Annotated in this window: 26 protein-coding genes; 14 read left to right on the top strand and 12 right to left on the bottom strand. The window is 70.5% G+C overall.

Annotated elements, in window-relative coordinates; all coding sequences use genetic code 11:
- The first annotated feature begins 36 nt into the window (after nt 1-36).
- A complete protein-coding gene (locus tag ABIC53_RS09780; protein WP_112616976.1) occupies nt 37-864 on the top strand; it encodes a PRD domain-containing protein in 828 nt (275 codons plus the stop codon).
- A gap of 7 nt (nt 865-871) precedes the next feature.
- Here ABIC53_RS09780 and ABIC53_RS09775 read toward each other — a convergent pair whose 3' ends face one another.
- From ABIC53_RS09775 to ABIC53_RS09750, 6 genes are read right to left on the bottom strand one after another with little or no spacing between them, the layout of a single operon-like run.
- The gene (locus ABIC53_RS09775) at nt 872-1,675 is read right to left on the bottom strand and encodes an HpcH/HpaI aldolase family protein (protein ID WP_282502070.1); all 804 of its coding nucleotides are present in this window, start codon (nt 1,673-1,675) and stop codon (nt 872-874) included.
- Nucleotides 1,660-2,445: a 2-keto-4-pentenoate hydratase gene (locus tag ABIC53_RS09770; protein ID WP_282502071.1), complete on the bottom strand. Its 786-nt coding sequence runs from the start codon at nt 2,443-2,445 to the stop codon at nt 1,660-1,662. Before ABIC53_RS09770 ends, ABIC53_RS09775 begins: the two co-directional genes overlap by 16 nt.
- A 27-nt stretch (nt 2,446-2,472) precedes the next feature.
- Complete coding sequence (hpaD, locus tag ABIC53_RS09765; RefSeq protein ID WP_114589187.1) at nt 2,473-3,633, bottom strand: 3,4-dihydroxyphenylacetate 2,3-dioxygenase; 1,161 nt, start codon at nt 3,631-3,633, stop codon at nt 2,473-2,475.
- A 53-nt stretch (nt 3,634-3,686) separates the two neighbouring features.
- Nucleotides 3,687-5,198, bottom strand: a complete 1,512-nt coding sequence (gene hpaE, locus ABIC53_RS09760; RefSeq protein WP_354451283.1) for a 5-carboxymethyl-2-hydroxymuconate semialdehyde dehydrogenase — start codon at nt 5,196-5,198, stop codon at nt 3,687-3,689.
- Between the two features lie 27 nt (nt 5,199-5,225).
- On the bottom strand, nt 5,226-5,924 hold the full coding sequence (locus tag ABIC53_RS09755) for a GntR family transcriptional regulator (RefSeq protein WP_274178391.1): 699 nt from the start codon (nt 5,922-5,924) through the stop codon (nt 5,226-5,228).
- Nucleotides 5,921-7,381, bottom strand: a complete 1,461-nt coding sequence (locus ABIC53_RS09750) for a fumarylacetoacetate hydrolase family protein (protein ID WP_354451281.1) — start codon at nt 7,379-7,381, stop codon at nt 5,921-5,923. The genes ABIC53_RS09755 and ABIC53_RS09750 overlap by 4 nt, the downstream gene beginning before the upstream one ends.
- A 76-nt stretch (nt 7,382-7,457) precedes the next feature.
- Here ABIC53_RS09750 and ABIC53_RS09745 point away from each other — a divergent pair, with 76 nt between their 5' ends.
- Nucleotides 7,458-8,858 carry an MFS transporter gene (locus tag ABIC53_RS09745; RefSeq protein ID WP_354451279.1) on the top strand — a complete coding sequence of 467 codons (1,401 nt, stop codon included), beginning with the start codon at nt 7,458-7,460 and terminating at the stop codon, nt 8,856-8,858.
- A gap of 22 nt (nt 8,859-8,880) precedes the next feature.
- Entirely contained in the window at nt 8,881-10,770 is a 1,890-nt protein-coding gene (locus ABIC53_RS09740) for an FAD-dependent monooxygenase (protein ID WP_354451277.1), read from the top strand.
- Between the two features lie 9 nt (nt 10,771-10,779).
- Here the strand turns inward: ABIC53_RS09740 and ABIC53_RS09735 are convergent, their stop codons facing one another.
- A complete protein-coding gene (locus ABIC53_RS09735; RefSeq protein WP_354451275.1) occupies nt 10,780-12,432 on the bottom strand; it encodes a thiamine pyrophosphate-binding protein in 1,653 nt (550 codons plus the stop codon).
- A gap of 156 nt (nt 12,433-12,588) precedes the next feature.
- Entirely contained in the window at nt 12,589-12,945 is a 357-nt protein-coding gene (locus tag ABIC53_RS09730; protein ID WP_269267244.1) for a DUF7882 family protein, read from the bottom strand.
- Between the two features lie 178 nt (nt 12,946-13,123).
- Here ABIC53_RS09730 and ABIC53_RS09725 point away from each other — a divergent pair, with 178 nt between their 5' ends.
- Complete coding sequence (locus tag ABIC53_RS09725) at nt 13,124-13,633, top strand: MarR family winged helix-turn-helix transcriptional regulator (protein ID WP_274178396.1); 510 nt, start codon at nt 13,124-13,126, stop codon at nt 13,631-13,633.
- Between the two features lie 59 nt (nt 13,634-13,692).
- Here the strand turns inward: ABIC53_RS09725 and ABIC53_RS09720 are convergent, their stop codons facing one another.
- Nucleotides 13,693-13,815: a hypothetical protein gene (locus ABIC53_RS09720; protein WP_258524624.1), complete on the bottom strand. Its 123-nt coding sequence runs from the start codon at nt 13,813-13,815 to the stop codon at nt 13,693-13,695.
- Between the two features lie 104 nt (nt 13,816-13,919).
- On the opposite strand from ABIC53_RS09720, the gene ABIC53_RS09715 reads away from it, so the two are divergent.
- The 5 genes from ABIC53_RS09715 (at nt 13,920) to ABIC53_RS09695 (ending at nt 17,762) form a co-directional block, all read left to right on the top strand.
- The gene (locus ABIC53_RS09715; protein ID WP_112616536.1) at nt 13,920-14,138 is read left to right on the top strand and encodes a multidrug transporter; all 219 of its coding nucleotides are present in this window, start codon (nt 13,920-13,922) and stop codon (nt 14,136-14,138) included.
- Nucleotides 14,135-15,310: a zinc-dependent alcohol dehydrogenase gene (locus tag ABIC53_RS09710; RefSeq protein ID WP_282502077.1), complete on the top strand. Its 1,176-nt coding sequence runs from the start codon at nt 14,135-14,137 to the stop codon at nt 15,308-15,310. Before ABIC53_RS09715 ends, ABIC53_RS09710 begins: the two co-directional genes overlap by 4 nt.
- Nucleotides 15,311-15,334: 24 nt before the next feature.
- Nucleotides 15,335-15,775 carry an SRPBCC family protein gene (locus ABIC53_RS09705; protein ID WP_282502078.1) on the top strand — a complete coding sequence of 147 codons (441 nt, stop codon included), beginning with the start codon at nt 15,335-15,337 and terminating at the stop codon, nt 15,773-15,775.
- Nucleotides 15,772-17,226 carry a phytoene desaturase family protein gene (locus tag ABIC53_RS09700; protein WP_274178398.1) on the top strand — a complete coding sequence of 485 codons (1,455 nt, stop codon included), beginning with the start codon at nt 15,772-15,774 and terminating at the stop codon, nt 17,224-17,226. The genes ABIC53_RS09705 and ABIC53_RS09700 overlap by 4 nt, the downstream gene beginning before the upstream one ends.
- Nucleotides 17,227-17,315: 89 nt before the next feature.
- On the top strand, nt 17,316-17,762 hold the full coding sequence (locus tag ABIC53_RS09695; RefSeq protein WP_354451271.1) for a MarR family winged helix-turn-helix transcriptional regulator: 447 nt from the start codon (nt 17,316-17,318) through the stop codon (nt 17,760-17,762).
- Between the two features lie 2 nt (nt 17,763-17,764).
- Here the strand turns inward: ABIC53_RS09695 and ABIC53_RS09690 are convergent, their stop codons facing one another.
- Entirely contained in the window at nt 17,765-18,064 is a 300-nt protein-coding gene (locus ABIC53_RS09690) for a DUF7882 family protein (RefSeq protein WP_282502079.1), read from the bottom strand.
- 173 nt (nt 18,065-18,237) lie between these two features.
- On the opposite strand from ABIC53_RS09690, the gene ABIC53_RS09685 reads away from it, so the two are divergent.
- The 3 genes from ABIC53_RS09685 (at nt 18,238) to ABIC53_RS09675 (ending at nt 19,896) form a co-directional block, all read left to right on the top strand.
- Nucleotides 18,238-18,534 carry a hypothetical protein gene (locus ABIC53_RS09685; protein WP_114589261.1) on the top strand — a complete coding sequence of 99 codons (297 nt, stop codon included), beginning with the start codon at nt 18,238-18,240 and terminating at the stop codon, nt 18,532-18,534.
- Between the two features lie 44 nt (nt 18,535-18,578).
- Nucleotides 18,579-19,538: a Gfo/Idh/MocA family protein gene (locus ABIC53_RS09680; protein ID WP_282502080.1), complete on the top strand. Its 960-nt coding sequence runs from the start codon at nt 18,579-18,581 to the stop codon at nt 19,536-19,538.
- 64 nt (nt 19,539-19,602) lie between these two features.
- Nucleotides 19,603-19,896, top strand: coding sequence for a hypothetical protein (locus tag ABIC53_RS09675; protein ID WP_282502081.1), 294 nt, complete (start codon nt 19,603-19,605; stop codon nt 19,894-19,896).
- Between the two features lie 13 nt (nt 19,897-19,909).
- Here ABIC53_RS09675 and ABIC53_RS09670 read toward each other — a convergent pair whose 3' ends face one another.
- Nucleotides 19,910-20,365, bottom strand: coding sequence for a CinA family protein (locus ABIC53_RS09670; RefSeq protein ID WP_282502082.1), 456 nt, complete (start codon nt 20,363-20,365; stop codon nt 19,910-19,912).
- A 181-nt stretch (nt 20,366-20,546) separates the two neighbouring features.
- Between ABIC53_RS09670 and ABIC53_RS09665 the strand changes: the two genes are divergently transcribed.
- The gene (locus tag ABIC53_RS09665; protein ID WP_269267261.1) at nt 20,547-21,137 is read left to right on the top strand and encodes a DoxX family protein; all 591 of its coding nucleotides are present in this window, start codon (nt 20,547-20,549) and stop codon (nt 21,135-21,137) included.
- Between the two features lie 54 nt (nt 21,138-21,191).
- On the opposite strand, the gene ABIC53_RS09660 is transcribed toward ABIC53_RS09665, so the two are convergent.
- The gene (locus ABIC53_RS09660; protein WP_282502084.1) at nt 21,192-21,797 is read right to left on the bottom strand and encodes a response regulator transcription factor; all 606 of its coding nucleotides are present in this window, start codon (nt 21,795-21,797) and stop codon (nt 21,192-21,194) included.
- 38 nt (nt 21,798-21,835) lie between these two features.
- On the opposite strand from ABIC53_RS09660, the gene ABIC53_RS09655 reads away from it, so the two are divergent.
- A complete protein-coding gene (locus ABIC53_RS09655; protein ID WP_112616556.1) occupies nt 21,836-22,390 on the top strand; it encodes a TetR/AcrR family transcriptional regulator in 555 nt (184 codons plus the stop codon).
- Nucleotides 22,391-22,428: the final 38 nt, after the last annotated feature.

Here is a 22,428-nt window from a genome sequence, read left to right as displayed (position 1 = left end):
CTCCACGAGCGTGAGGCCGGGTCGATGAGGACGGGCATGCAGATCATCAAGAAGGTGCTCAACTCGAGCGTCGTGCTCGTCGATGACGAGCGCGGCGTCGAGCGGGTGCTGCTGGGCAAGGGCATCGGATTCGGTGCCAAACCCGGCGACGTCGTCGACGAGGGCGCGACCGATCGGGTGTTCGTCGCGCTCGACGACGCCGATCAGCGGAACCTCGTCGAGCTGCTCGCGCAGATCCCGGGTGAGTTCGTCGAGCTCACCCGGGAGATCGTCCGTGACGCCGTGGCCTCGGGGCTCGATCTCGATCCGCACATCTACCTCACGCTCACCGACCACCTTCACTTCGCCGTCGAGCGTCACCGTCGCGGTCTCGTCGTCGTGAACCGGCTCGCATGGGAACTACGCACCGTCTACCCCGACGAGTACGCCGTCGGATCCCGCGGTGTCGAGCTGCTGCGGGCGCGCATGCGCGTGGATGTGCCGGACGAAGAGGCCGCCAACATCGCGTTCCACCTCGCGAACGCCGCCAACGGGCGGGCCGGTGCCGACACGATGCATGTCGTACGGCTCATCTCGGCGGCGACCACGATCGTGTCGAACACCACGGGGATCGCCTTCGGCGACGACCTGCATTCGTCGCGTTTCCTCGTGCACCTGCAGTTCTTCGCCGAGCGGGTGTTCTCGGGGCGCATGCTCGACAGCGACGACGGCTTCCTCTTCGAGAGCATGAGCCGGCGGCATCCTCGGGCGACGGCGACGGCCGAACGCGTGCGTGCGCTCGTGCGGACGCAGCACGACATCGAGATCACCGACGAGGAGGTCGCCTACCTCGCTCTCCACATCGCACGCGCCGTGCCGGGGTGATCCCGCGTCAGTATCCGGCGCGGGTGGTGCGGTCGGCCTCGGGCACCCAGGCCGCCGCGAGCGCTTCCGAGCCGCGGGCCAGCAGCGCGACGTCGGCGCCGACGAGCAGGAAGTCCGCCCCGGCCTCGGCGTAGCCGCGCGCGAGCGCGGGGTCGAAGGCGTTCGCGCCCGCCGGTGTGCCGGCGGACCGGGCGTCGGCGAAGACGCGACGGACGGCGGCGACCACGTCGGGGTGGGACTGCTGTCCGAGCAGCCCCATCGAGGCGGCGAGATCGCTCGGGCCGACGAACACGCCGTCGATCCCGTCGACCGCAGCGATGCCCGCGGCGGCGTCGACCCCCGCGGCGGTCTCGATCTGCACGACGAGCGACACGTGCTGCTCGGCCTCGGCCAGGTAGTCGTCGACGCGGTTCCAGCGGGCCGAACGGGCGAGGGCGGAACCGACGCCCCGGATGCCGCGGGGCGGATAGTGCACCGCGCGCACGACCGCCTCGGCCTCGGCGACCGACGACACCATCGGCACGAGCAGGTTCTGCGCACCGAGGTCGAGCACCTGCTTGATCACGACGGGGTCAGCGGTCGGAACCCGCACCATCGTCGTGACCGGTGTCGCGGCGGCGGCCTGCAACTGGGCGAGCACGGACTCGATTCCGTTGGGAGAGTGCTCCATGTCGATGAGCAGCCAGTCGAGTCCGGCGCCGGCGCAGATCTCGGCGACCAGCGGCGACCCGGAGCACACCCACATCCCCGCGAGCGGGCGGTCCGCGCGAGCGAGGGCGTCGCGGAAGGTCGGTGTCAGACGAAACGGCATGCGATCACTCCCATCGGGCCATAGTCGCAGCGGACCTCGTCGCCGCGCGACACCCACATCGGCCGCGTGAACGACCCGGCGAGGATCAGCTCACCCGCCTCCAGGCGCGCGCCGTGCTGCGACACCTTGTTGGCGAGCCAGGCGACCCCCGTCGCGGGATGGCCGAGGACACCCGCCGCCACCCCGGTCTCCTCGATCTCGCCGTTGCGCGAGAGCAGCGCCGGCACCCACCGCAGGTCGATCTCGTCGGGACGTCGCCGCTCGGTGCCGAGCACCATCGCACCGTAAGCGGCGTTGTCGGCGATCGTGTCGACGATCGTGCGCCCCTCGAGCTCGATGTGCGAGTTGAGGATCTCGAGGGCCGGGACGGCATAGTCGATCGCGTCGAGCGCGTCGTCGAGCGTGCAGTCCGGCCCGGCGAGGGGACGGGCGAGCGCGAAGGCGAGCTCGACCTCGACGCGCACGTTCGAGAACCGCTCGGTGGCGATCTCGGCGCCCGAGCCGTAGACCGTGTCGTCGAACATGACGCCGTAGTCGGGCTCGGTGATTCCGGTCGCCTGTTGCATCGCTCGGGAGGTCAGACCGATCTTGCGTCCCACGAGCCGGCGGCCCGAGGCGATCATCCGGTCGCGCCACACGCCCTGGATGGCGTACGAGTCCTCGACGGTGGCGCCGGGATACCGTGCCGTGATGCGCGGGATGACGCCGTGGGTGCGATCGGCCTCGGCCAGGTCGTCCGCGATGGCGGCGATGTCGTCGGGGGAGAGCATGAGCGTCCTCTCAGAGTTGGTTGGAGGTCAGAGCTGGTTGCCGAGCTTGTACTCGCCCTGTTTGTACTCGGGCAACCCGTCGTCGCCCGGTCGGGTGTACGAGAACCCGTCGGCGCCGATCGTGACGGCCATCTCCGAGTCGTCGGTGCGGGCGCGGAGCGGCTGGGGCTTCCCGTCGAGGTCGAGGACGAGGGAGGCCTCGGTGTACCAGGAGGGCACGACGGGGTTGCCCCACCAGTCGCGGCGCTGGTTGTCGTGCACGTCCCACGTGATGACGGGATTGTCGGGGTCGCCGGTGTAGTAGTCCTGCGTGTAGATCTCGACGCGGTGTCCGTCGGGGTCGCGCAGGTAGAGATAGAACGCGTTCGAGACGCCGTGGCGCCCCGGCCCCCGCTCGATCGCGTCCGATCGGCGGAGCGCGCCGAGCTTGTCGCAGATCGCGAGGATGTTGTGCTTCTCGTGCGTCGCGAAGGCCACGTGGTGCATCCGGGGGCCGTCACCGCCGGTCATCGCGGTGTCGTGGACGGTCGGTTTCCGCCGCATCCATGCCGCGTACACCGTGCCCGCGTCATCCTGGATGTCCTCGGTCACCCGGAACCCGAGCGACTGCATGAACTGCACGGCGCGCGGGACGTCCGGGGTCACCTGGTTGAAGTGATCCAGACGCACGAGCTCGCCGGGCGTGTGGAGGTCGTAGCGCCACGAGAGGCGCTCGACGTGCTCGGTCTGGAAGAAGAACTCGTACGGGAAGCCGAGCGGATCCTCGACGCGGACAGAGTCGCCGATGCCTCGCACGAAGCCACCCGGCCGCCGCTCCACCCGGCAGCCCAGCTCGGTGTAGAACGCGACGGCGCGGTCGAGGTCGTCGGCCGACCGGACGCGGTACGAGAACGCCGCGACGGCGGCGACCGGTCCCTGACGCAGGATCAGGTTGTGGTGGATGAACTCCTCGGTCGAACGGAGGTAGATCGCCTCGTCGTCCTCCTCTGTGACGTAGAGCCCGAGCACGTCGACGTAGAACTCCCGTGAGGCGGCGAGGTCGGTGACGACCAGCTCCATGTAGGCGCAGCGGAGGATGTCGGGCGCCGGCGCCGTCGGCGTCGGGATCGGGTCGTCGCAGGTGATCGGCGCCTCCTGGCTGACGAAGTAGCCCGAGGAGGTCCGGGTCATCTGGTCGCGGTGGGTCATGACAGCGTCCTTGCTCTCGATGTCGGGTGGGTCCGGCGGTTCCGGGCGGCGGGTCAGCTCTTGCCGAAAGTCGGGTTGTGGACCGCGCCGAGGGTGATGTGCACCGCCTGCTGGTGCGTGTAGAAGTCGATCGACCGGTAGCCGCCCTCGTGGCCGAGGCCGGACGCCTTGACCCCGCCGAACGGGGTGCGCAGGTCGCGCACGTTGTTGGAGTTGAGCCAGACCATCCCCGCCTCAACGGCCTGCGAGAAGTTGTGCGCCCGCTTCAGGTCGTTGGTCCAGACGTAGGCGGCGAGCCCGTATTTCGTGTCGTTGGCGAGGTCCAGCGCCTCGGCATCCGTGTCGAACGGGGTGATCGCGACGACCGGGCCGAAGATCTCCTCCTGGAAGATCCGCGCCGTCGGAGCGACGTCGGCGAACACGGTCGGGGCGACGAAGGTGCCGCTCTCGAACCCCTCGGGGCGGCCGCCGCCGGCGACGAGGCGGCCCTCGCTCTTTCCGAGCTCGACGTACGACATGACCTTCTCGAAGTGCTCGGGATGCACGAGCGCGCCCACCTCGGTCGCCGGGTCGTGGGGGAAGCCGACTCGCACCCGCTGGGCCTGCGCGGCGTAGCGTCCGACGAACTCGTCGTACACCGCGCGCTCGACGAGGATGCGGCTGCCGGCCGTGCAGCGCTCGCCGTTGAGAGAGAACACACCGAAGATCGTGGCGTCGATCGCCGCGTCGAGATCCGCGTCGGCGAAGACGATCGCCGGGCTCTTCCCGCCCAGCTCCATCGACAGCCCCTTGAGGTGCGGCGCCGCGTTGGCGAAGATCAGCTGCCCCGTCGAGCTCTCGCCCGTGAACGAGATGAGCGGCACGTCGGGGTGCTTCACGAGCGCGTCGCCCGCGTCCTCGCCGAGGCCGTTGACCAGGTTGAAGACCCCGGGCGGCAGTCCGGCCTCCTCGAAGATGCCCGCCCACAGCGACGCGGACAGGGGCGTGAACTCGGCGGGCTTCAGCACGACCGTGTTGCCGGTGGCGAGCGCCGGGGCGAGCTTCCACGACTCGAGCATGAACGGGGTGTTCCACGGAGTGATGAGCCCGGCGACGCCGATGGGCTTGCGGTTGACGTAGTTGATCTGACGGCCGGGCACCTTGTAGGTGTCGTCGGCCTGGGCGACGATCAGGTCGGCGAAGAACCGGAAGTTCTCGGCGGCCCGCCGGGCCTGGCCGAGCGCCTGCGTGATGGGGAGTCCGGAGTCGAACGACTCGAGCTCGGCGAGGCGGGCGTCGCGAGACTCGACCAGGTCGGCGATGCGATGCAGCACGCGCGAGCGCTCGCGCGGGAGCATCCGCGGCCACGGCCCCTCGGTGAACGCGCGGCGGGCTGCCGCGACGGCGGCATCGACGTCGGCCTTCTTGCCGGCGGCCGCCTGCAGGTACACGCGCCCGGTGACGGGGTCGAGCACGTCGAACGTCGCGCCGTCGACCGAGTCGACGAGCGACCCGTCGATGTAGTGACGGATGGCGCCTGGCAGGTCCGCGGGCGTGTGGGGGGCGGTGAGCGTCGTGTCGGTCATCTCGTGCGTCCTTGCAGCAGGGGGCGGTCAGAAGTTGGGCAGGCCGAGCGCCTGATCGGGGTGCTCGTGCGTCATGTAGGCGTCGAGGGTGGCCGAGCGGTGGCGCCGCGCGGCGTGCTCGATCTCGGTGAGGGGCGCCCCTCGTTCGATCAGCGCCAGGATGTGCTCGTGCTCCTGCACCGACTCCTGCGCGCGGCCCGGGACGAAGCTGAAGGTCGAGTCGCGCAGGTGTCCGAGCCGTGCCCATTCGGCCTGCACGAGTTCGAGCATTCGAGGGTTGGCGCACTGCTCGAACAGCGTCGCGTGGAACTCCTGGTTCAACCGGGTGAACGAGCGCGGATCGAAGTGATCGAGAGACTCGGTCATCAGCGCGTTGATCTCGCGCGCACGCCGGATGTCGTCGACGCTCAGCGCGCGCGCCGCGAGCGCCGTCGCGGCGCCCTCGAGGATCGACAGCGCCTGCATGCTGAAGCGGTACTGCGAGTCGTCGACCATCGCCACGCGGGCGCCGATGTTGCGCTCGAAGGTCACGAGGCCCTCGGCCTCGAGCTGGCGGATCGCCTCGCGCACCGGGACGACGCTCATGTCGAGCTCGCCGGCGATCGTCCCGAGCACGAGCCGGTACCCCGGGGTGAACTCCTGCTCGGCGATGCGCTCGCGGATCCAGTGATACGCGCGCTGCGACTTGCTCTGCGTCTCGGGCAGGGGAGGCGTCGGGGAGGTCATGCGCCGCGCTCGCCGTCGTACCGGGCGCGCCAGGCCGCGTTCATCGGGAACAGCCCGTCGACCGAGGCGCCCTCCGCCACGCGCGCGGCGATCCAGGCGTCCTCGTCCTCCTGAGCGAGGGCCGCATCGACGACCTCGGCGACGAGAGATGGCGGGATGACGATGACCCCGTCGGCGTCGCCCACGATGACGTCTCCGGGCTGGATGGTCGCGCCGCCGCAGGCGATGGTTCCGCCCGCCTCCCACGGAACGTGCTTGCGCCCGAGGACGGCCGGATGCGCGCCCGCGGCATAGACGGGCAGGCCGATCTCGGCGACGGCGGCGTAGTCGCGCACGCCGCCGTCAGTGACGACGCCGGCGGCTCCCCGGGTCCGGGCGCGGAGGGCCAGGATGTCGCCGAGCGTGCCCGATCCGGTCTCGCCGCGCGCCTCGATGACGATGACCTCGCCGGGCGAGACCGCGTCGAACACCTGCTTCTGCGCGTTGAATCCGCCGCCGTGCCGGGCGAAGAGGTCGGGGCGGAACGGCACGAACCGCAGCGTGGCGGCCGTTCCGACGAGCTTGCTGGCGGGGTGCATCGGCCGCACACCGTCGATCGTCACGTCGTCGAGCCCGCGCTTGCGCAGCTGCTGCGACAGTGCCGCGACGGGCACGCGCTCGAGCTTGGCCCGGAGATCGTCGGTGAGGCCGGATGCCGGCTCGTCCGGCAGCCCGGCAGCTTCGCGCGATCCCCAGGCCTCCTCGCGCTGGATGTCGTCGACCGTGGGAAGCGAGCCGAGCGCGGGATCGAACGCGGCGCCCTCGTCGGCGACGACGGTCGTCACGAGTCGTCCCGACGTGGCGCCGGTATCGAGCGCGTCGACCTCGATCTCGACGACGTCGCCGGGGACGATGACCGACGATCCGGCCGGCGTGCCGGTCAGGATGACGTCGCCGGTCTCGAGGGTCAGGTGCTGCGAGAGGTCGGCGACGATCTGCGCCAGCGGGAACAGCAGGCCGCCGGTGGTGTCGTCCTGCACGAGGTCGCCGTTGACCCAGGCGCGGACGCGGAGCCGGTGCGGGTCGACGGTCCGGGCGTCGATGAGGTCGGGGCCGAGGGGAGTGAAGCCGTCACGGCTCTTCGAGCGGAGGTTCGATCCCTTGTCGGCGGCGCGCAGGTCGTAGACGCCGAGGTCGTTGGCCGCGGTGACGGCGGCGACGTGGTCCCAGGCCTCGGCGAGGCCGACCCGGTGCGCGTCGCGCCCGATGACGAGCGCGATCTCGCCCTCGAACGCCAGCAGCTCCGTACCCGCCGGGCGTTCGACCGTGTCGCCGCTCCCGGCGATCGAGCTCGACGCCTTCAGGAAGTACGAGGGGGCGGCGGGCGTGCGCCCGCGCTGCGCGGCCCGGGATGCATAGCTCAGGTGGACCGCGATGATCTTGCCCGGTCGACCGGAGCTTCCTCGCTCTTGTCTCATATTCGAAATCGTATATGATCATCGCCAGCAGAACAACGTCTGCAGACAACGTCGTCGACACCTCGGGAGCACGAAGATGAGCACCCCCACATCCACCCCCGGTCCGGCCGCACGCAGCGGCTTCACTCCGACCGGGACCATCGCCACCGCCGCCGACCGCCGCCGCGTGGTCTTCGCCACCGTCGTCGGGACGACGGTCGAGTGGTACGACTTCTTCATCTACGCCACGGCGGTCGGGCTGGTCTTCGGCCAGCTCTTCTTCGCTCCGCTCGGCGCCAACAGCGCGTTGATCGGTTTCGCCACCGTCGGGGTGAGCTTCCTCTTCCGGCCCCTCGGCGCCTTCCTCGCCGGCCATCTCGGCGACCGGCTCGGGCGCAAGCTCGTGCTGATGTGGACGCTCATCCTCATGGGCGTCGCGACGGCACTGATCGGCCTGTTGCCCACGTACGAGACGATCGGCCTCGCCGCGCCGGTCATCCTCGTGCTGCTGCGCATCGTCCAGGGCATCTCGGCCGGCGGCGAATGGGGCGGTGCCGTGCTCATGGCCGTCGAGCACGCCCCGAAGACGCGCCGTGGCGCATTCGGTGCGTCGCCGCAGATCGGCGTACCGCTCGGCCTCCTCCTCGCGTCCGGAGTGATGGCGCTCATGGCCATGATCGCTCCCGGCGAGGCGTTCCTGGCCTGGGGCTGGCGGGTCCCGTTCCTCCTGAGCGTCGTGCTCATCCTCGTCGGCTGGTACGTGCGTCGCCGCGTGGAGGAGAGCCCCGTGTTCACCGAGCTCGCCGAGCGGCGCGAGAAGGCCCACATGCCGATCGTGCAGCTCTTCCGCAAGCACGCCGCTCTCGTGATCATCGCCGCGTTCGTCTTCGCGGGGAACAACGCCGTCGGCTACATGACCACCGGCGGCTACATCCAGAACTACGCCACCAACCCCGACGGACCGCTCGGGTTCGACCGCGAACCGGTCCTGTGGGCGGTCGCCGGTTCGGCGGTCACCTGGCTCGTCACGACGCTCATCGCCGGGTTCCTCTCCGACCGCATCGGGCGCCGCACGACCTACATCGCCGGCTGGATCCTCCAGCTCGCGGGCGTGTTCGCTCTCTTCCCGCTCGTGAACACCGGAAGCATCGGCCTCCTCTTCGCCGGGCTGGCGATCCTGACGATCGGCCTGGGCCTGACGTACGGCCCGCAGGCCGCCCTGTACGCCGAGCTCTTCCCGGCATCCATCCGGTTCTCGGGCGTCTCGATCTCCTACGCCATCGGCGCCATCCTCGGCGGCGCGTTCGCGCCGACGATCGCCACCGCGCTCGTGCAGGCGACGGGATCGACCACGTCGGTGACCTGGTACCTGGCGGGGATGACGGTGCTCGGGCTCGTCGCGACGCTGCTGCTGCGCGACCGCAGCGGCATCCCGCTCGACCCCGACCACGAGGCCGAGCAGTCGGTCAGCCCGATCGTCGGCACCGGCCGGCGCTGACCGCGGCGGCGAGGAGAGCACGATGCAGTTCCATCATCACGGCTACGTCTCGGGAGATCCGCGCGTGCAGCCCGCGGCCGGTCGCGGGCTGCACCGCCCCGCCGAGCTGCCCGACGAGACCGACGTCCTCATCGTCGGCTCGGGACCGGCGGGGATGCTGCTGGCGGCGCAGCTGTCGCAGTTCCCCGATGTCGACGTGAGGTTGATCGAGCGCCGCGAGGGGCGTCTCGAGCTGGGGCAGGCAGACGGCATCCAGCCGCGGAGCGTGGAGACCTTCCAGGCGTTCGGATTCGCCGAGCGCATCATGGCGGAGGCCTACAACATCGGCTGGATGAACTTCTGGGCACCCGACCCGGAGGATCCGACGCGCATCGTGCGCACCATGCGCACGGAGGACTATGCGCTGCGGATGAGCGAGTTCCCGCACCTGATCGTCAACCAGGCGCGCGTGCTCGACTACTTCGCCGAGGCCGCGGCGCAGGGACCGGGGCGCGTCGTGCCCGACTACGGCGTCGAGTTCCTCGGGCTGACCGTCGGCGAGGAGGGCGAGTTCCCGGTCGAGGTGCGGGTGCGTCATGTCGGGGGCGCCCGGGCGGGTGAGGAGCGCACGATCCGCGCGAAGTACGTCGCGGGATGCGACGGCGCGCGCAGCCGCGTGCGCGACGCGATCGGCCGGGTCCACGTCGGGGCGGCGTCGGCGCACGCCTGGGGCGTCATGGACGTGCTGGCGAACACCGACTTCCCCGACTGGCGCATCAAGTGCGCGATCAACTCAGCGGCGGGCAACATCCTGCACATCCCGCGCGAGGGCGGTTACCTCAGCCGCATGTACATCGACCTCGGCGAGGTCGCCCCCGACGACGATCATCGCGTGCGGCAGACGCCGATCGACGAGATCATCCGGCGAGCCAACGCGATCCTGCACCCGTACTCGATCGACGTGAGAGAAGTCGCCTGGCACAGCGTCTACGAGGTGGGGCATCGCGTCACCGACGGCTTCGACGACGTGCCGGCGGGCGCCCCGCGCGCGCCGCGCGTGTTCCTCACCGGCGACGCCTGCCACACCCACAGCGCGAAGGCCGGGCAGGGGATGAACGTCTCGATGCAGGACGGGTTCAATCTGGGGTGGAAGCTCGGCCACGTCCTGACGGGCCTGGCGGCGCCGTCGCTGCTGTCGACGTACGGGGCGGAACGACGCCCCGTCGCGCAGCAGCTGATCGACTTCGACCGGGAGTGGTCGGCCCTCATGGCGCGCAAGCCCGAGGAGATCACCGACCCGCAGGATCTCGCGACCCACTACCTCGCGACGGCGGAGTTCCCCTCCGGCTTCCGCACCCGGTACGACCCGTCGGAGATCGTCGCGGATGCCGCGCACCAGGACCTCGCTTCGGGCTTCCCGATCGGCATGCGATTCGCGTCGGTCGAGGTCGCGCGCGTCGCCGAGGGCAACGCCGTGCACCTGGGTCACCATGCCCGGGCCGACGGGCGGTGGCGCATCTACGCGTTCGCCGACGCCCCGTTGCCGGGCGCGCCGTCCGCGCTCGACGACTTCGCGCGGTGGCTCGCGTCGCCCGTGTCGCCGGTGTCCGTGCACACCCCCGCGGGCGTCGACGTCGACGCGGTGTTCGACGTCAAGGTGGTGTACCAGCAGCGGTACGACGAGATCGAGCTGCCGCTCGTGCCCGACATCTTCCGCCCCCGCACCGGCCCGCTCGGCCTGACGGACTGGGAGAAGGTGTTCGCCGCGGCACCGAGCGCGTGGCACGATGCCGACATCTTCGACGAGCGCGGGCTCTCGCGCGACGGAGTCGTCGTTGTCGTCCGCCCCGACCAGTACGTCGCGGCTGTGCTGCCGCTCACCGCGACCGACGAGCTGACCGCCTTCTTCGCGGGAGCCCTGCTGCGCGCCTAGGGCTTCGCCCTAGGAGTTCACGCGGAGGATCTCCTCCTGGTACGGGGCGCGGATCGTCGCCGACACCCGCAGGTCGAGCAGGAGGAACGGGCGCTCATCGGCGGGGCGATCGCGCCACCGGGCGAGGGCCTCGAGATCCTCGAGCGTGCGCACCACGACGGCCTCGCCGCCGACCGCGCGGCACAGCGCGGCGAAGTCGACCTCGGGGATGAGCATGGGGGCGGGGGCGAGGCCCTGCGCGCCGTACAGGTGCACCTCGGCGCCGTACGCGCGGTCGTTCCACACGACGGCGAGGCCGCGGCCGCCGGCGACCCGGACGGCCGACTCGAGGTCGCTGACGGCCATGAGACCGCCGCCGTCGCCCGTCGTCAGCACGATCGTCGCGTCGGGACGGGCGCGGGCTGCGCCGGGGACCGAGGGGAAGCCGAGGCCGATCGACTGATAGGCGGTGCCGACCATCATCATCCGGTCGGGTGACGACACGGGCCAGTACATGTTCGCCCATCCGATGAAGTGGCCACCGTCCGACACGACGACGCGGTCCTCGGGCAGCAGCTCTCCGATCCGCCGCGCGGCGGACCGCGGGTCGAGACGCCCGTCGGGGGCGAGGGCATCGCCGGGGAGATGGTCGCGCAGGGCGGCGATGTCGAGCGACTCGCGCCATCCGCTCGCCGGAGCGACGAGCGCGGCGAGCTCGTCGGCGATCGCCCGGGCCGCGAGGGCCGCGTCGGCGCGCAGGTAGAGCCCGACGTGCGGATGCGTCGCCGTGGGTGCCGTGTCGATCTGAGCGACCGTCGTCCCGGGGGCGAACAGAGTCCCGAACCGCATCGTGAACTGGTTGAGAGACGCGCCGACGACGAGCACGACATCGGCGTCGCGGATGACGGACATCGCCCCGTCGGCGCCGAATCCGCCGGTCACGCCGAGATCGAACTCCGGACGCGGGAAGACCCCGCGCCCGAGAGCCGTGGTCGCGGTCACCGCTCCCGTCGCGTCGGCGATCGCGCCGAGAGCGGTGCCCGCTCCGGCGAGCCACGCGCCGCGGCCCGCGAGGAGGAGGGGCCGCTGCGCGCCCGCCAGTGCGCGGGCGATCTGCGTCACGGTTCCGGTCGCGAACGGCGTGGCGGGAGCGAGCTCAGGCGCTCGCCGCGGCTCGGGGGTACGGGTGAGCGGGCCGGCGTCGGCTTTGGCGACGTCGTAGGGGATCGCCAGCACGACGGGGGAGGAGTACGCGAGGGCGTGCTCGATCGCGATGACGGTCGTGGCCGCGGCATCCGCCCGGCCCACCGTGTAGGTGCGGACTCCGACCGCCGAGGCGAGCGCGATCTGGTCGACGTCCCACGGGCGCGGGCCGGACGTCGGCGCATCGCCGACGACGAGGACCAGCGGGGTGCGTGCCTGCGCTGCCTCCGCGAGCGGTGTCAGGGTGTTGGTGAACCCCGCTCCGTACGTCGCGGTCGCGGCCGCGAGGCCTCCGCCGGCACGGTAGTGGGCATCGGCGGACACCACGCCGCCCGCCTCATGACGGAGCGCGGTGAAGGTGACGCCGGGGGAGCGCTCGAGCGCATCGAGCAGGTGTGCGTTGCCATTGCCCATCACGCCGAAGACGTGCGAGACGTGTCGGGAGAGGGCGGCGGCGACGTGCGCGGAGACGGAGGGCATGGCGATGCCTTTCGAGACGGAACGGTGATGGAGGCCGTATGTGTCTCACGCGCGGATGCCGCTTCGTGCCCATTTTTCGAGCACCGACGGCAACGCCGCCGCCGGACGTTCCGATTATAGGAACGACCGACGACGGCGTGAAGTGTTCGGTACGGGTTACGCCGGGACCTTCAGTCGCGGCACTCCGGCGGTCACCGGCCGCAGCTCGCGCTGCGGGGCCTCGGGGATCTCCTGGTCCAGCGCGACGACGAGTCCGGCGGACGACGTCGCCGCATTGGCCATGTCGCGGATGGCGGCCGGGTTGAGGACCTCCATGTCGGCGCTTTCGAAGACGAAGCGCAGCGGGATGGACGGCTGCAGCCAGATCGAGGAACGACCGTCGTCGGCCGTCCACGACATCATGAAGCTCTCATTGCGCCGCAGCTTCGTCGCGATGACGACTTTGAGGTGCGCGAGCAGGCGGTCCGGGATCTCGATTCGGGTGTCGGAGTTTCCGTAGTGGAGCTGTCCCATGCTGTCCTCCTGAGATCGTCGATGAGCGAGTGAAGTGTTGGTTCCCTCGTTAAGTATCTAGCCAGACAAGACAGTTTCTGTCAATTCTTAGATCCTATGTATCTCACCATCTGTGAAAGACAGAATCTGTCAAGCTGGGCTAGTGTTCTAGGATGCTGTCGGAGGAGGTGGCAACCCGATGCCTCGAAACGTCGTCCGTCATGAAGGACTTCACCTGTACGCGGATCAACCTCGTGACGAGGTCGGTCGTCGGCTGAGCGACGCCGTCCTGCGTCTGCGGCGTGCGGAACAGGTGCAGGCCGGGCTCGCCGTGCGCGCCTCCGAGCTGTCGGCGATCGACTTGACCGCGCTGCGCTACCTCGTTCAGGGACACCGCGACGGCCGCGATCTCGGGCCCAAGGACCTCATCGTCATGCTCGCCACCTCGAGCGCCACGGTCACCAATGTCGTCGAGCGTCTCGCCTCGAAGGGCCTGGTCGAGCGCGTGCAGCACCCCAGCGACCGCCGGGCGCACTACCTCGTTCCGACCGCCGCCGCCGTCGAGCGGGTGGATGCCGCCTTCGCCGCCCATCACCGAGCGATTGTGACGGTCATCGATGAGCTCGACCCTGAGCGTACCGCCATCGCGGCCGAGGTCATCGACCTCCTCGCTTCCGCCCTCGACGAGATCGCCGAGCGCAGCGCCTGACTCCCGAACGAAGCGGGGGCCGACTCCATATCAGTGGTGTCGGCCCCCGCTTCGTCGTGTCAGCTGTCTTCGCCCTCAGCCTGCGAGGGGTGTCCCGTCTCCTCTTCCGGGGCTTCGCCCGTGTCGGGGTGATCGGGGTCGGCGCCTTCGGCCTGGCTGGGCTTCGCGTCGTCTCGTGACATCGACGGTCTCCTTCCGAGATGGGGTCGTCGTCTCTGGCTATCACGCTTGTCCAACCCCCGCCATCCCCTCGCCCCGGGCGGGACGATGTGCCTACGGTCACCCCATGTCCGACGCATCCGAACCCCTGACCGACGAAGACGCCCGCCGCGAGGAACTGCTGCGCGCCGGCGGATCGACCGAGGCCGACGCGGCGCCGCGGATCGAGACGAGCGAGCACGACGGCGTCACGCGCATCGACATCGCCGACTCGGCCGCCGTGCGTCCGGGACCTGGGCCCGGTACGCCCGAGGCCGACGGTGACGAGCCGGAGGTCGAGCGATGAAGGCCCTCACCTGGCAGGGGCGCCGCAACGTCTCCGTCGAGACGGTGCCCGACCCCGAGATCCTCGAGCCCACCGATGCGATCGTGCGGATCACCTCGACCGCGATCTGCGGCTCCGACCTGCACCTGTATGAGATCTTCGGGCCGTTCATCGACAGCGGCGACGTGCTCGGACACGAGCCGATGGGCGTCGTCGTCGAGGTCGGCTCGGCCGTCACGAACCTGGCGGTCGGAGACCGCATCGTCGTGCCGTTCAACATCTCGTGCGGGCACTGCTTCATGTGCCGGCGCGGGCTGCAGTCGCAGTGCGAGACGACGCAGGTCACCGAGTACGGCAGCGGCGCGTCGCTGTTCGGCTACACCAAGCTGTACGGCCAGGTCCCCGGCGGTCAGGCCGAGTACTTGCGGGTGCCGCTCGCGGACTACAACCACATCCGCGTCGGCAACGACCTCCCCGACGACCGGTACCTCTTCCTCAGCGACATCCTGCCGACCGCGTGGCAGGGCGTGGAGTACGCCGATGTTCCCGAGGGCGGCACTCTCGCGGTGATGGGGCTGGGGCCCGTCGGCCAGTTCGTCGCGCGCGTCGGTGTGCACCGAGGGTACCGGGTGCTCGCGGTCGACCCGGTCGCCGAACGGCGAGCGATGGCGGAGCGGCACGGTGCGGACGTGTTCGACCTGACCGACTCGGTGGTCGACGAACTCCGCGACCTCACCGACGGGCGCGGCGCGGACGCCGTCGTGGATGCCGTCGGCATGGAGGCCCACGGGAACCCCGCCGTCTCGACGGTGCACAAGGCGTTGGGGCTGCTGCCCGATGCCCTGGCTCAGAAGGTCTTGGAGACCGGCGGGCTCGATCGGCTGGCGGCGCTCCACTCGTCGATCGACATCGTCCGCCGCGGCGGCACCGTCTCGCTCAGCGGCGTGTACGCCGGCGAGGCCGACATGATGCCGATGAAGACGATGTTCGACAAGCAGCTGAGCCTTCGGATGGGTCAGTGCAACGTCAAGCGGTGGATCGATGACCTGCTGCCTCTCGTCGAAGACCCCGCTGACCCGCTCGGCGTCATGGATCTGACGACCCACCGCGCGCCGCTGTCCGACGCGCCGGGCCTCTACGAGACTTTCCAGAAGAAGGAGGACGGCTGCATCAAGGTGGTGCTGCAGCCGTGACTCCGCCCCGGAGAGGAGACTGCCATGTCGCGTAACGTCCGACTCATGCGCTGCGCCCCCGAAGACGTCTTCGCGGTCCTGAACGACGGCTGGCTGTTCCCGGCGTGGGTCGTCGGTGCTTCGCGCATGCGCGATGTCAGTCCCGCCTGGCCCCAGAAGGGGTCGCGTCTGCACCATTCCTTCGGGGTGTGGCCCTTCGTCATCGACGACAGCACGTCGGTGCTCGAATTCGATCCGCCGCACCGCATGGTGCTGCAGGCGCGCGGCTGGCCGATCGGCGAAGCCCACATCACCATCGACGTCAAGCCCCGAGGCGATGACTGCGTCGTGCGCATTCAGGAAGTGGCCGCGGAGGGGCCGGGGTCGTTCATCCCGCAACCGCTGCTCGACCTGCCCCTGCACGTGCGCAACGCCGAGACCCTGCGTCGGCTCGCGCACCTCGCGGAGGGCGGCGCGGGACGGTGACGACCGAGTACGACGCCGTCATCGTCGGCTCCGGGCCGAACGGGCTGGCGGCGGCCGTCACCCTGGCGCGCTCCGGGCTCTCGGTCGCGGTGTTCGAAGCCGAGGATCACTTCGGCGGCGGGGCGGCCTCCGGGGAGATCACCCTCCCCGGCTACCTGCACGACCTGTGCTCGGCGGTGCACCCGCTCGCATTCGAATCCGCCTTCTTCCGCGAGTTCGGACTGCGCCACCGCGTCGAGTTCGTCGTGCCCGAGGTGTCGTACGCGCACCCTCTCGACGGCGGCGCGGCGCTGGCGTACCGCGATCTCGACCGCACGGCGGAGGGGCTCGGTGCCGACGGCCGCGCGTATGCCCGGCTGATGGCGCCGCTCGTCGAGCGCGTGCGCGGCATCGCGGACTTCACCGGTGGATCGCTGCTGCGCGTGCCCGGCGATCCGATCGCCGCGGCCTGGTTCGGCCTGCGCACCCTCGAGCAGGGGACACCGGCATGGAGCCTGCGGTTCCGCGAGCAGGCGGCCCCGGCCCTCATGTCGGGGGTCGCGGCCCACACCATTCTCGGCCTCCCGAGTCTCGCGGCAGCCGGCGGCGGCCTCACCCTCGCGACATACGGTCATGCCCGCGGGTGGCCGATCCCGATCGGCGGAAGCGGGGCGATCGTGGCCGCCATGGTCGACGACATCCGTGCGCACGGCGGCGAGCTGTTCTCGGGACGCCGTATCGATTCGCTCGACGAGCTGCCGAGCGCGCGCGCCGTGATGCTCGACGTGACGCCGCGCGCCCTCATCGCGATCGCCGGGGACCGGATGCCGACGCGCTATCGGCACCGCCTCGAGCGCTTCCGGTACGGTGACGCGGTGGCGAAGGTCGACTTCGCCCTGTCCGCGCCGGTGCCGTGGCGCGATCCCGCGATCGCGCAGAGCGGCACTGTCCACGTCGGCGGGACCCGGCCGGAGATCGCCGCCTCCGAGAACGCGGTGCGCGCCGGCCGGCTGCCCGACGCGCCGTATGTGCTCGTCGCGCAGCCGTCGCTGTTCGATGCGGGCCGGGCGCCGGAGGGCCATCACACCCTGTGGGCATACACGCACGTTCCCGCGGGCAGCGAGGTCGACCGGACCGAGGCGATCGTGCGCCAGATCGAGCGGTTCGCGCCGGGCTTCCGCGACACGATCCTCGCGACCCACTCGGAGACCGCGCAGCAGGTCGCCGCGCGCAACCTCAACTATCCCGAGGGTGACATCTCCGCCGGCATCCCGTCGCTCGATCAGCTGATCGCCCGCCCGTTGCTCGCACGCGACCCGTGGCGGACGCCCATGGGCGGCGTCTATCTGTGCTCGTCCTCGACGAGCCCGGGCCCAGGCGTTCATGGGCTGGCCGGATGGTGGTCGGCTCTGAGCGCTCTGCGGCACGAGTTCGGGGTGCTCACGCGTCCCGACCTCTCACCGCGTCTCTAGGGGTGGGAGGCGCCGGAGTCAAGCGGAAGAGCGCCCCGTCGCCGCGCTCGTACAGTGGACGCACCATTGTCGTCTGCGGGAGGTTCATGGTGTCCGGTGCTTCCGAGCCCGAATCCGTCGCGCGAGCCGTCGAACGGCTCCGTCTGGCAGAGGCCAGCCTGGCTCGGCGGCGTCAGAGCGACTGCGGTCCCAGTGAGACGGCGCGCGCCGCAATGCGGGTGGTGTACGACAGCGCGGATGCCGGCCGGCGCGTCACCCCGACCGACATCGCCGCCTCGCTGGGCATCTCGACGCCGACGGCGACGACCATGCTGAAGCGTCTCCGCGACGGGGGACTGGTGGCGTTCGAGCGCAACCCCGACGACGGTCGGAGCAAGTACGTCGTGCCGACCGATCGCAACGCAGACGTCGAGGGTGTCGATCCGCTGACGCTGCGTGTGCGCGACATCGCGCGCGGGCTGGATGACGACACCGCCGCGAAGCTGACGACCCTTCTCGACGCGATCGCGGATGCGGTCGACGAGGAGTGTCGCTGAGGTCAGGCGTCGCCGGTCGCGGGCTCCGGGACGACACGCAGGCCGTTCGCTCCGCCCGCTTCGAGCAGGAGGGCCTCGACCCAATGTCGATTGATCGTCGGCGGACGGCTGCCGCTGAAGAGGAACACCATCGGGACGGCCGGGTGCACCCACACGCTGAACAGCCCGCTGTCGGTCGAACGGTGGAACATGAACGGCTCGTTGCGGCGCAGCTTGTTCATGAACACGACCCGCAGGTGCGCGAGCAGACGGTCTTCTACGTCGAACGTCCGTCCTTGACTGCCGTAAACGAGTGTTCCCACGGACGCGAGGGTACTGGCGGGGGTCCGCCTAATTAATTCCGGTTAGTTAGGCGAACTAGTTAGAGGAGGGATGGCGCGTAAACCCCTCGTGAACTTCTGTCAAGCGGGTAGGTGCAGACGGCTCGGGCCGCGATAGTCGTGTCAGAGCGACGGGAGTGATCATGGTCTTGGATATGTCACCGATCGCCCGCAAGCCCAGCGCGGTGCGCCTGGCCACGTCGGGCGCTCTGCGTCAGCTGCCGTCGCGGCGGCCGGAAGCGCCGAGCACCGAGGCGGACGTCCGCTGGGAGCTCGTCGACGTCGACCGTTACGAGGTGCGAGAGGGAGAGGTCACCCTCGGCTACATCGACGTCGTCGGCGCGGTCTTCGTAGCCCTCGGCGGGCCCTGGTACTCGGCTGCCGTCGAGCTGCGTCAGACGCTCCGCTTCGATGAAGCGGTGCAGACGCTGCGCTCGACCCGGCGTCACTGAGGCGCGGCCCGGCAGCGGTCCTCCGGCCTCCTAGGCTGGGGGACATGATCCGCATCGCCACCATCGGCACGAGTGTCATCACCGACGCCTTCATCGGTGCGGCCTCTCGCACCCCGGGGATCGAGGTCGTCGCGGTGTCGTCTCGAGATGCGGTGAAGGCGCAGGCCTACGCCGATCGTCTGGGTGTCGCACGGGCGATCGCCGGCCTCGATACCGTCCTCGCCGATCCCGAAGTCGACGCGGTCTACATCGGTTCGCCGAACGCCGCCCACGGCTCGCAGGTCGAGTCCGCCATCGCGGCGGGCAAGCACGTGCTCGTGGAGAAGCCCGCGGTCGCCACAGCCCGGGAGTGGGATGACCTCGTCGACCGGTCGCGCCGCGCGGGCGTGATCCTGCTCGAGGCGATGCGCACGGCGTACGACCCCGGCATCGCGGCCGTCCGCGAGCAGCTCGGATCGCTCGGAACCCTCCGCCGCGCCTCGTTCCACTACGCCAAACGGTCGTCGCGCTACGACGCCGTGCTGGCGGGTGGGACGCCGAACATCTTCGATCCCGCCATGGGCGGCGGAGCGCTCGCGGATCTGGGTGTCTACGGCGTGCACGCGGCGGTCCTCCTGTTCGGTGAACCCACCCGCGTGGCCGGGTCGTCGGTGACGATCGCCACGGGCGCTGACGGCGCCGGTCTGGCGGTGCTCGAATACCCGGGGCTGGTCGTCGACGTCGGCTACTCGAAGATCACCACCGCTTTCCGGTCGAGCGAGATCCAGGGCGAGGATGCGACGCTGCTCATCGATCACCTGGCCAGTCCGCGCCGCGTGACACGGGTCGGTCTCGACGGTGCGGAGTCCGCGTGGACGTCGGATGCTGCCGTCGACACGCTCGACGGCGAGGTCGCGCGTTTCGTCGAGCTCGTGGGCGGCGCGATCGCTCCGGACGAGGACCAGGCGCGCACGGCGGCGACGCTGCGGACCATGGAGCGCATCCGCCAGGCGACAACCGGCTGACGCATCCGCTGAGCGCCCTGTCAAGGCCCTGGGGTTTCGCCCGCTGTCGACGCAGGCTCGTCCCATGCACCACACGGGACTGCGCTGGGATGAGATCGCTGAGGATGCCTGGCGGGTATGCGATCCCACGCGCCCGTCCTCCGATGCCGATGCCGTCGTCGCCTACGTCGAACGGCGCCGGGACGGTGTCTTCGAGGTGGTGTGGCTCTGCGGCACTGCGGGGACCGAGACCTTCGTCGCGATCGGTGAAGCCGCCTGCGCGATCGCCGACCGACACGCCGCGTCCCGCCGCACCGGGTCGCCGCTGGCGACCAAGCCGACTCCCATCGCGCACCGTCCGCCGCTTTCGCGGGCCTGAGGCTCGGGTGCGGTCAGCGCCGCATCCGATCGATCAGCAACCCGACGGCTGCGTTCGCGCTGTCGTCGATGACCTGTTCGGGCTCGCCGTCGAGGTCGAGCAGGACGTGGCCCGTCTCTGCGCCGTCGCTCCACCCGAGGTACACCGTCCCCGGCTCGTGGCCGTCGTGCGGCTCCGGACCCCCGACGCCCGTCACCGACACCGCCAGATCCGCGCCTGTCAGGTCGCGGACCGCGCGTGCGAGGTGCTCGGCGCATTCCGGGGAGCAGGGGTCGATCCCCTCGGCCAGACCCAGGACGCGGTGCTTCGTCTCCAGTCGGTAGGCCACGACGCCGCCGGCGAACCAGTCGCCCGCGCCCTCCGCCGCGCCGATGGTGGCGGCGAGGTTGCCCGAGGTCAGCGATTCCGCCACCGCGATCACGGTGCCGCTCTCCTGTGCCAGCCGGGCGAGTTCATCGATGTGGGTCATTTCTCCTCCTGGCGCGACCCTAAGCACCGGTGGAGGAGACGCGTGCGGGGATTGTCTCCGATTCGGCACGGTGATATCGCGCGGGAGGCGCAGAGCTCGACTGGGACTTTGGTCCCTGGTGGAGTCATCGCGAATGCGAGATAGTTATGTGGTCAGACCACATACGACGAAGGAGACAGAAATGACCACGCACGCGGTCCACGCAGCCATCCCCCGCACGGAGGCTCGGACCCGCACCCAGGCGATCGCCCGCCAGGACGAGATCGTGACCTCGCTCGCCGGGCGCCGCACTCTCGCTGCGCTGCGCTACGCGACCGGCTTCATCTTCCTCTGGGCGTTCCTCGACAAGCTGTTCGGCCTCGGATTCTCGACGCCGTTCGAGCGGGCGTGGATCAACGGCGGCACCCCGGCGCAGGGCTTCCTCAACAGCCCCGCCGTCACCGGCCCCCTTCAGCCCTGGTTCCAGAGCATGGCGAGCCCGCTCGCCGACGTCCTGTTCATGGCGGGCATGCTGGCCATCGGAGTCGCCGTCATGTCGGGCATCGGTCTCCGCGTCGCAGCGGTAGCCGGAAGCCTCGTCATGCTCCTGATGTACCTCGCCGAGTGGCCGTTCGCCTGGGGTGCGGCATCTACCAACCCCCTCGTCGACTACCACATCGTCTACGCGCTCGCGCTGATCGTGATCGCCGTGCTCCACGCCGGCGACACCTGGGGCCTCGGCGCCATGTGGAAGAAGCTGCCTCTCGTGCAGCGCTTCCGGTGGCTCGTCTGACACCGAGTCGCCCCGCCGAAGGCGCGGATCCCCCCCGGGGGTCCGCGCCTTCGCTCATTCGTGCGCGGGCTGCGCCGCGCGAAGAGCGGCCTGCGTGCGGCTGGTGACGCCGAGCGTTCGCATGATGCCTGTCAGATGGTTCTTGACCGTCTTCTCGGCGATGCCGAGCTCGGCCGCGATCGCGCGATTCGACAGCCCGCGGGCGACGAGCGCCAGCACTTCCCGCTGGCGCCGGGGGAGAGGGTCCGGAGACGGCGCGGAGGACGCGGTCGTATGCAGCGTCGCGCCCAGCGGATGGCCCGATCCCACCCGGCGCACGGCGTCGATCAGCTCTCCGGCCGCGACGTCCTCGAGGAGGAAGGCGGACGCGCCCGCCGATGCGCTCTCGCGACGCGCCTCGTCGTCGTCCGAGGCGCAGAGGATGATGCAGTGCAGGCGCGGATCCGCTGCGCGCAGGGCGGCGCAGACCGCCGCGCCGGTGCCGTCTGCCAGCTGATAGCCGAGGATCGCGACATCCGGTCGTGTCACCCCGGCGCGAGCCTTCGCCTGACGTGCGGTCGCCGCCTCGGCGACGACCTGCATGCCCGCGGCCGCGTCGATCAGGTCGGCCACGCCGCGGCGCACCAGGTCGTGATCGGCCAGGACCAGCACGGCGAGCATGGCCTCCACCGTAGCGTTCGGCTGGATACGGTGGGGGGATGGAGGAGCACCGGGCCGGTCCGCGGCGGAGCGAACAGGCCCGCCTCGCGGTCCTGACGGCGGCGGCCGACCTGCTCGCGCAGAACGGCTACGAGAATCTCACCATCGAGGCCATCGCGCGGCAGGCATCGGTCGGCAAACAGACGATCTACCGGTGGTGGCCCTCGCGTGCGGCGATCCTGACGGAGGCGCTGCTCGAGGGCATGATCTTCCGACAGCAGCTCGCGGTGCGGAACACCGGAGACCTGCGCCGCGATCTCACGGAGTGGATGTCGCGGGTGTGGTCGGTCCTCGATGCGCCGCAGGGCCGGATGCTGCTGCGTTCGCTCGTCGCCGCGGCGACCGAGCACCCGGCCATCGGCGAGCTGATGCGCGATCGGCTGAGCGCCGACGGCGGCATCCGGGCGCGGGTCGTCGCGCACGGAGATCCCGCGGTCGCCGCGGTCGAGATCGGCGACGCGATCGCCGGCTGGATGATGATGCAGGTGCTCATGGGCGCGGCTCCGACGCCGGACGGCATCCGGGCGATCGTCCACGCGCTGGTCCCGGGTTAGGGTTGACGAGACGCTGCGTCTCGTCAAGGGCGTCCGCA

It is taken from the genome of Microbacterium sp. 1262 (genome assembly GCF_040544895.1).
In the GTDB taxonomy this organism is placed as follows: domain Bacteria; phylum Actinomycetota; class Actinomycetes; order Actinomycetales; family Microbacteriaceae; genus Microbacterium; species Microbacterium plantarum.
Note: the sequence above shows the minus strand (reverse complement) of the source record. Positions and strands in the feature narration are given on the sequence as shown.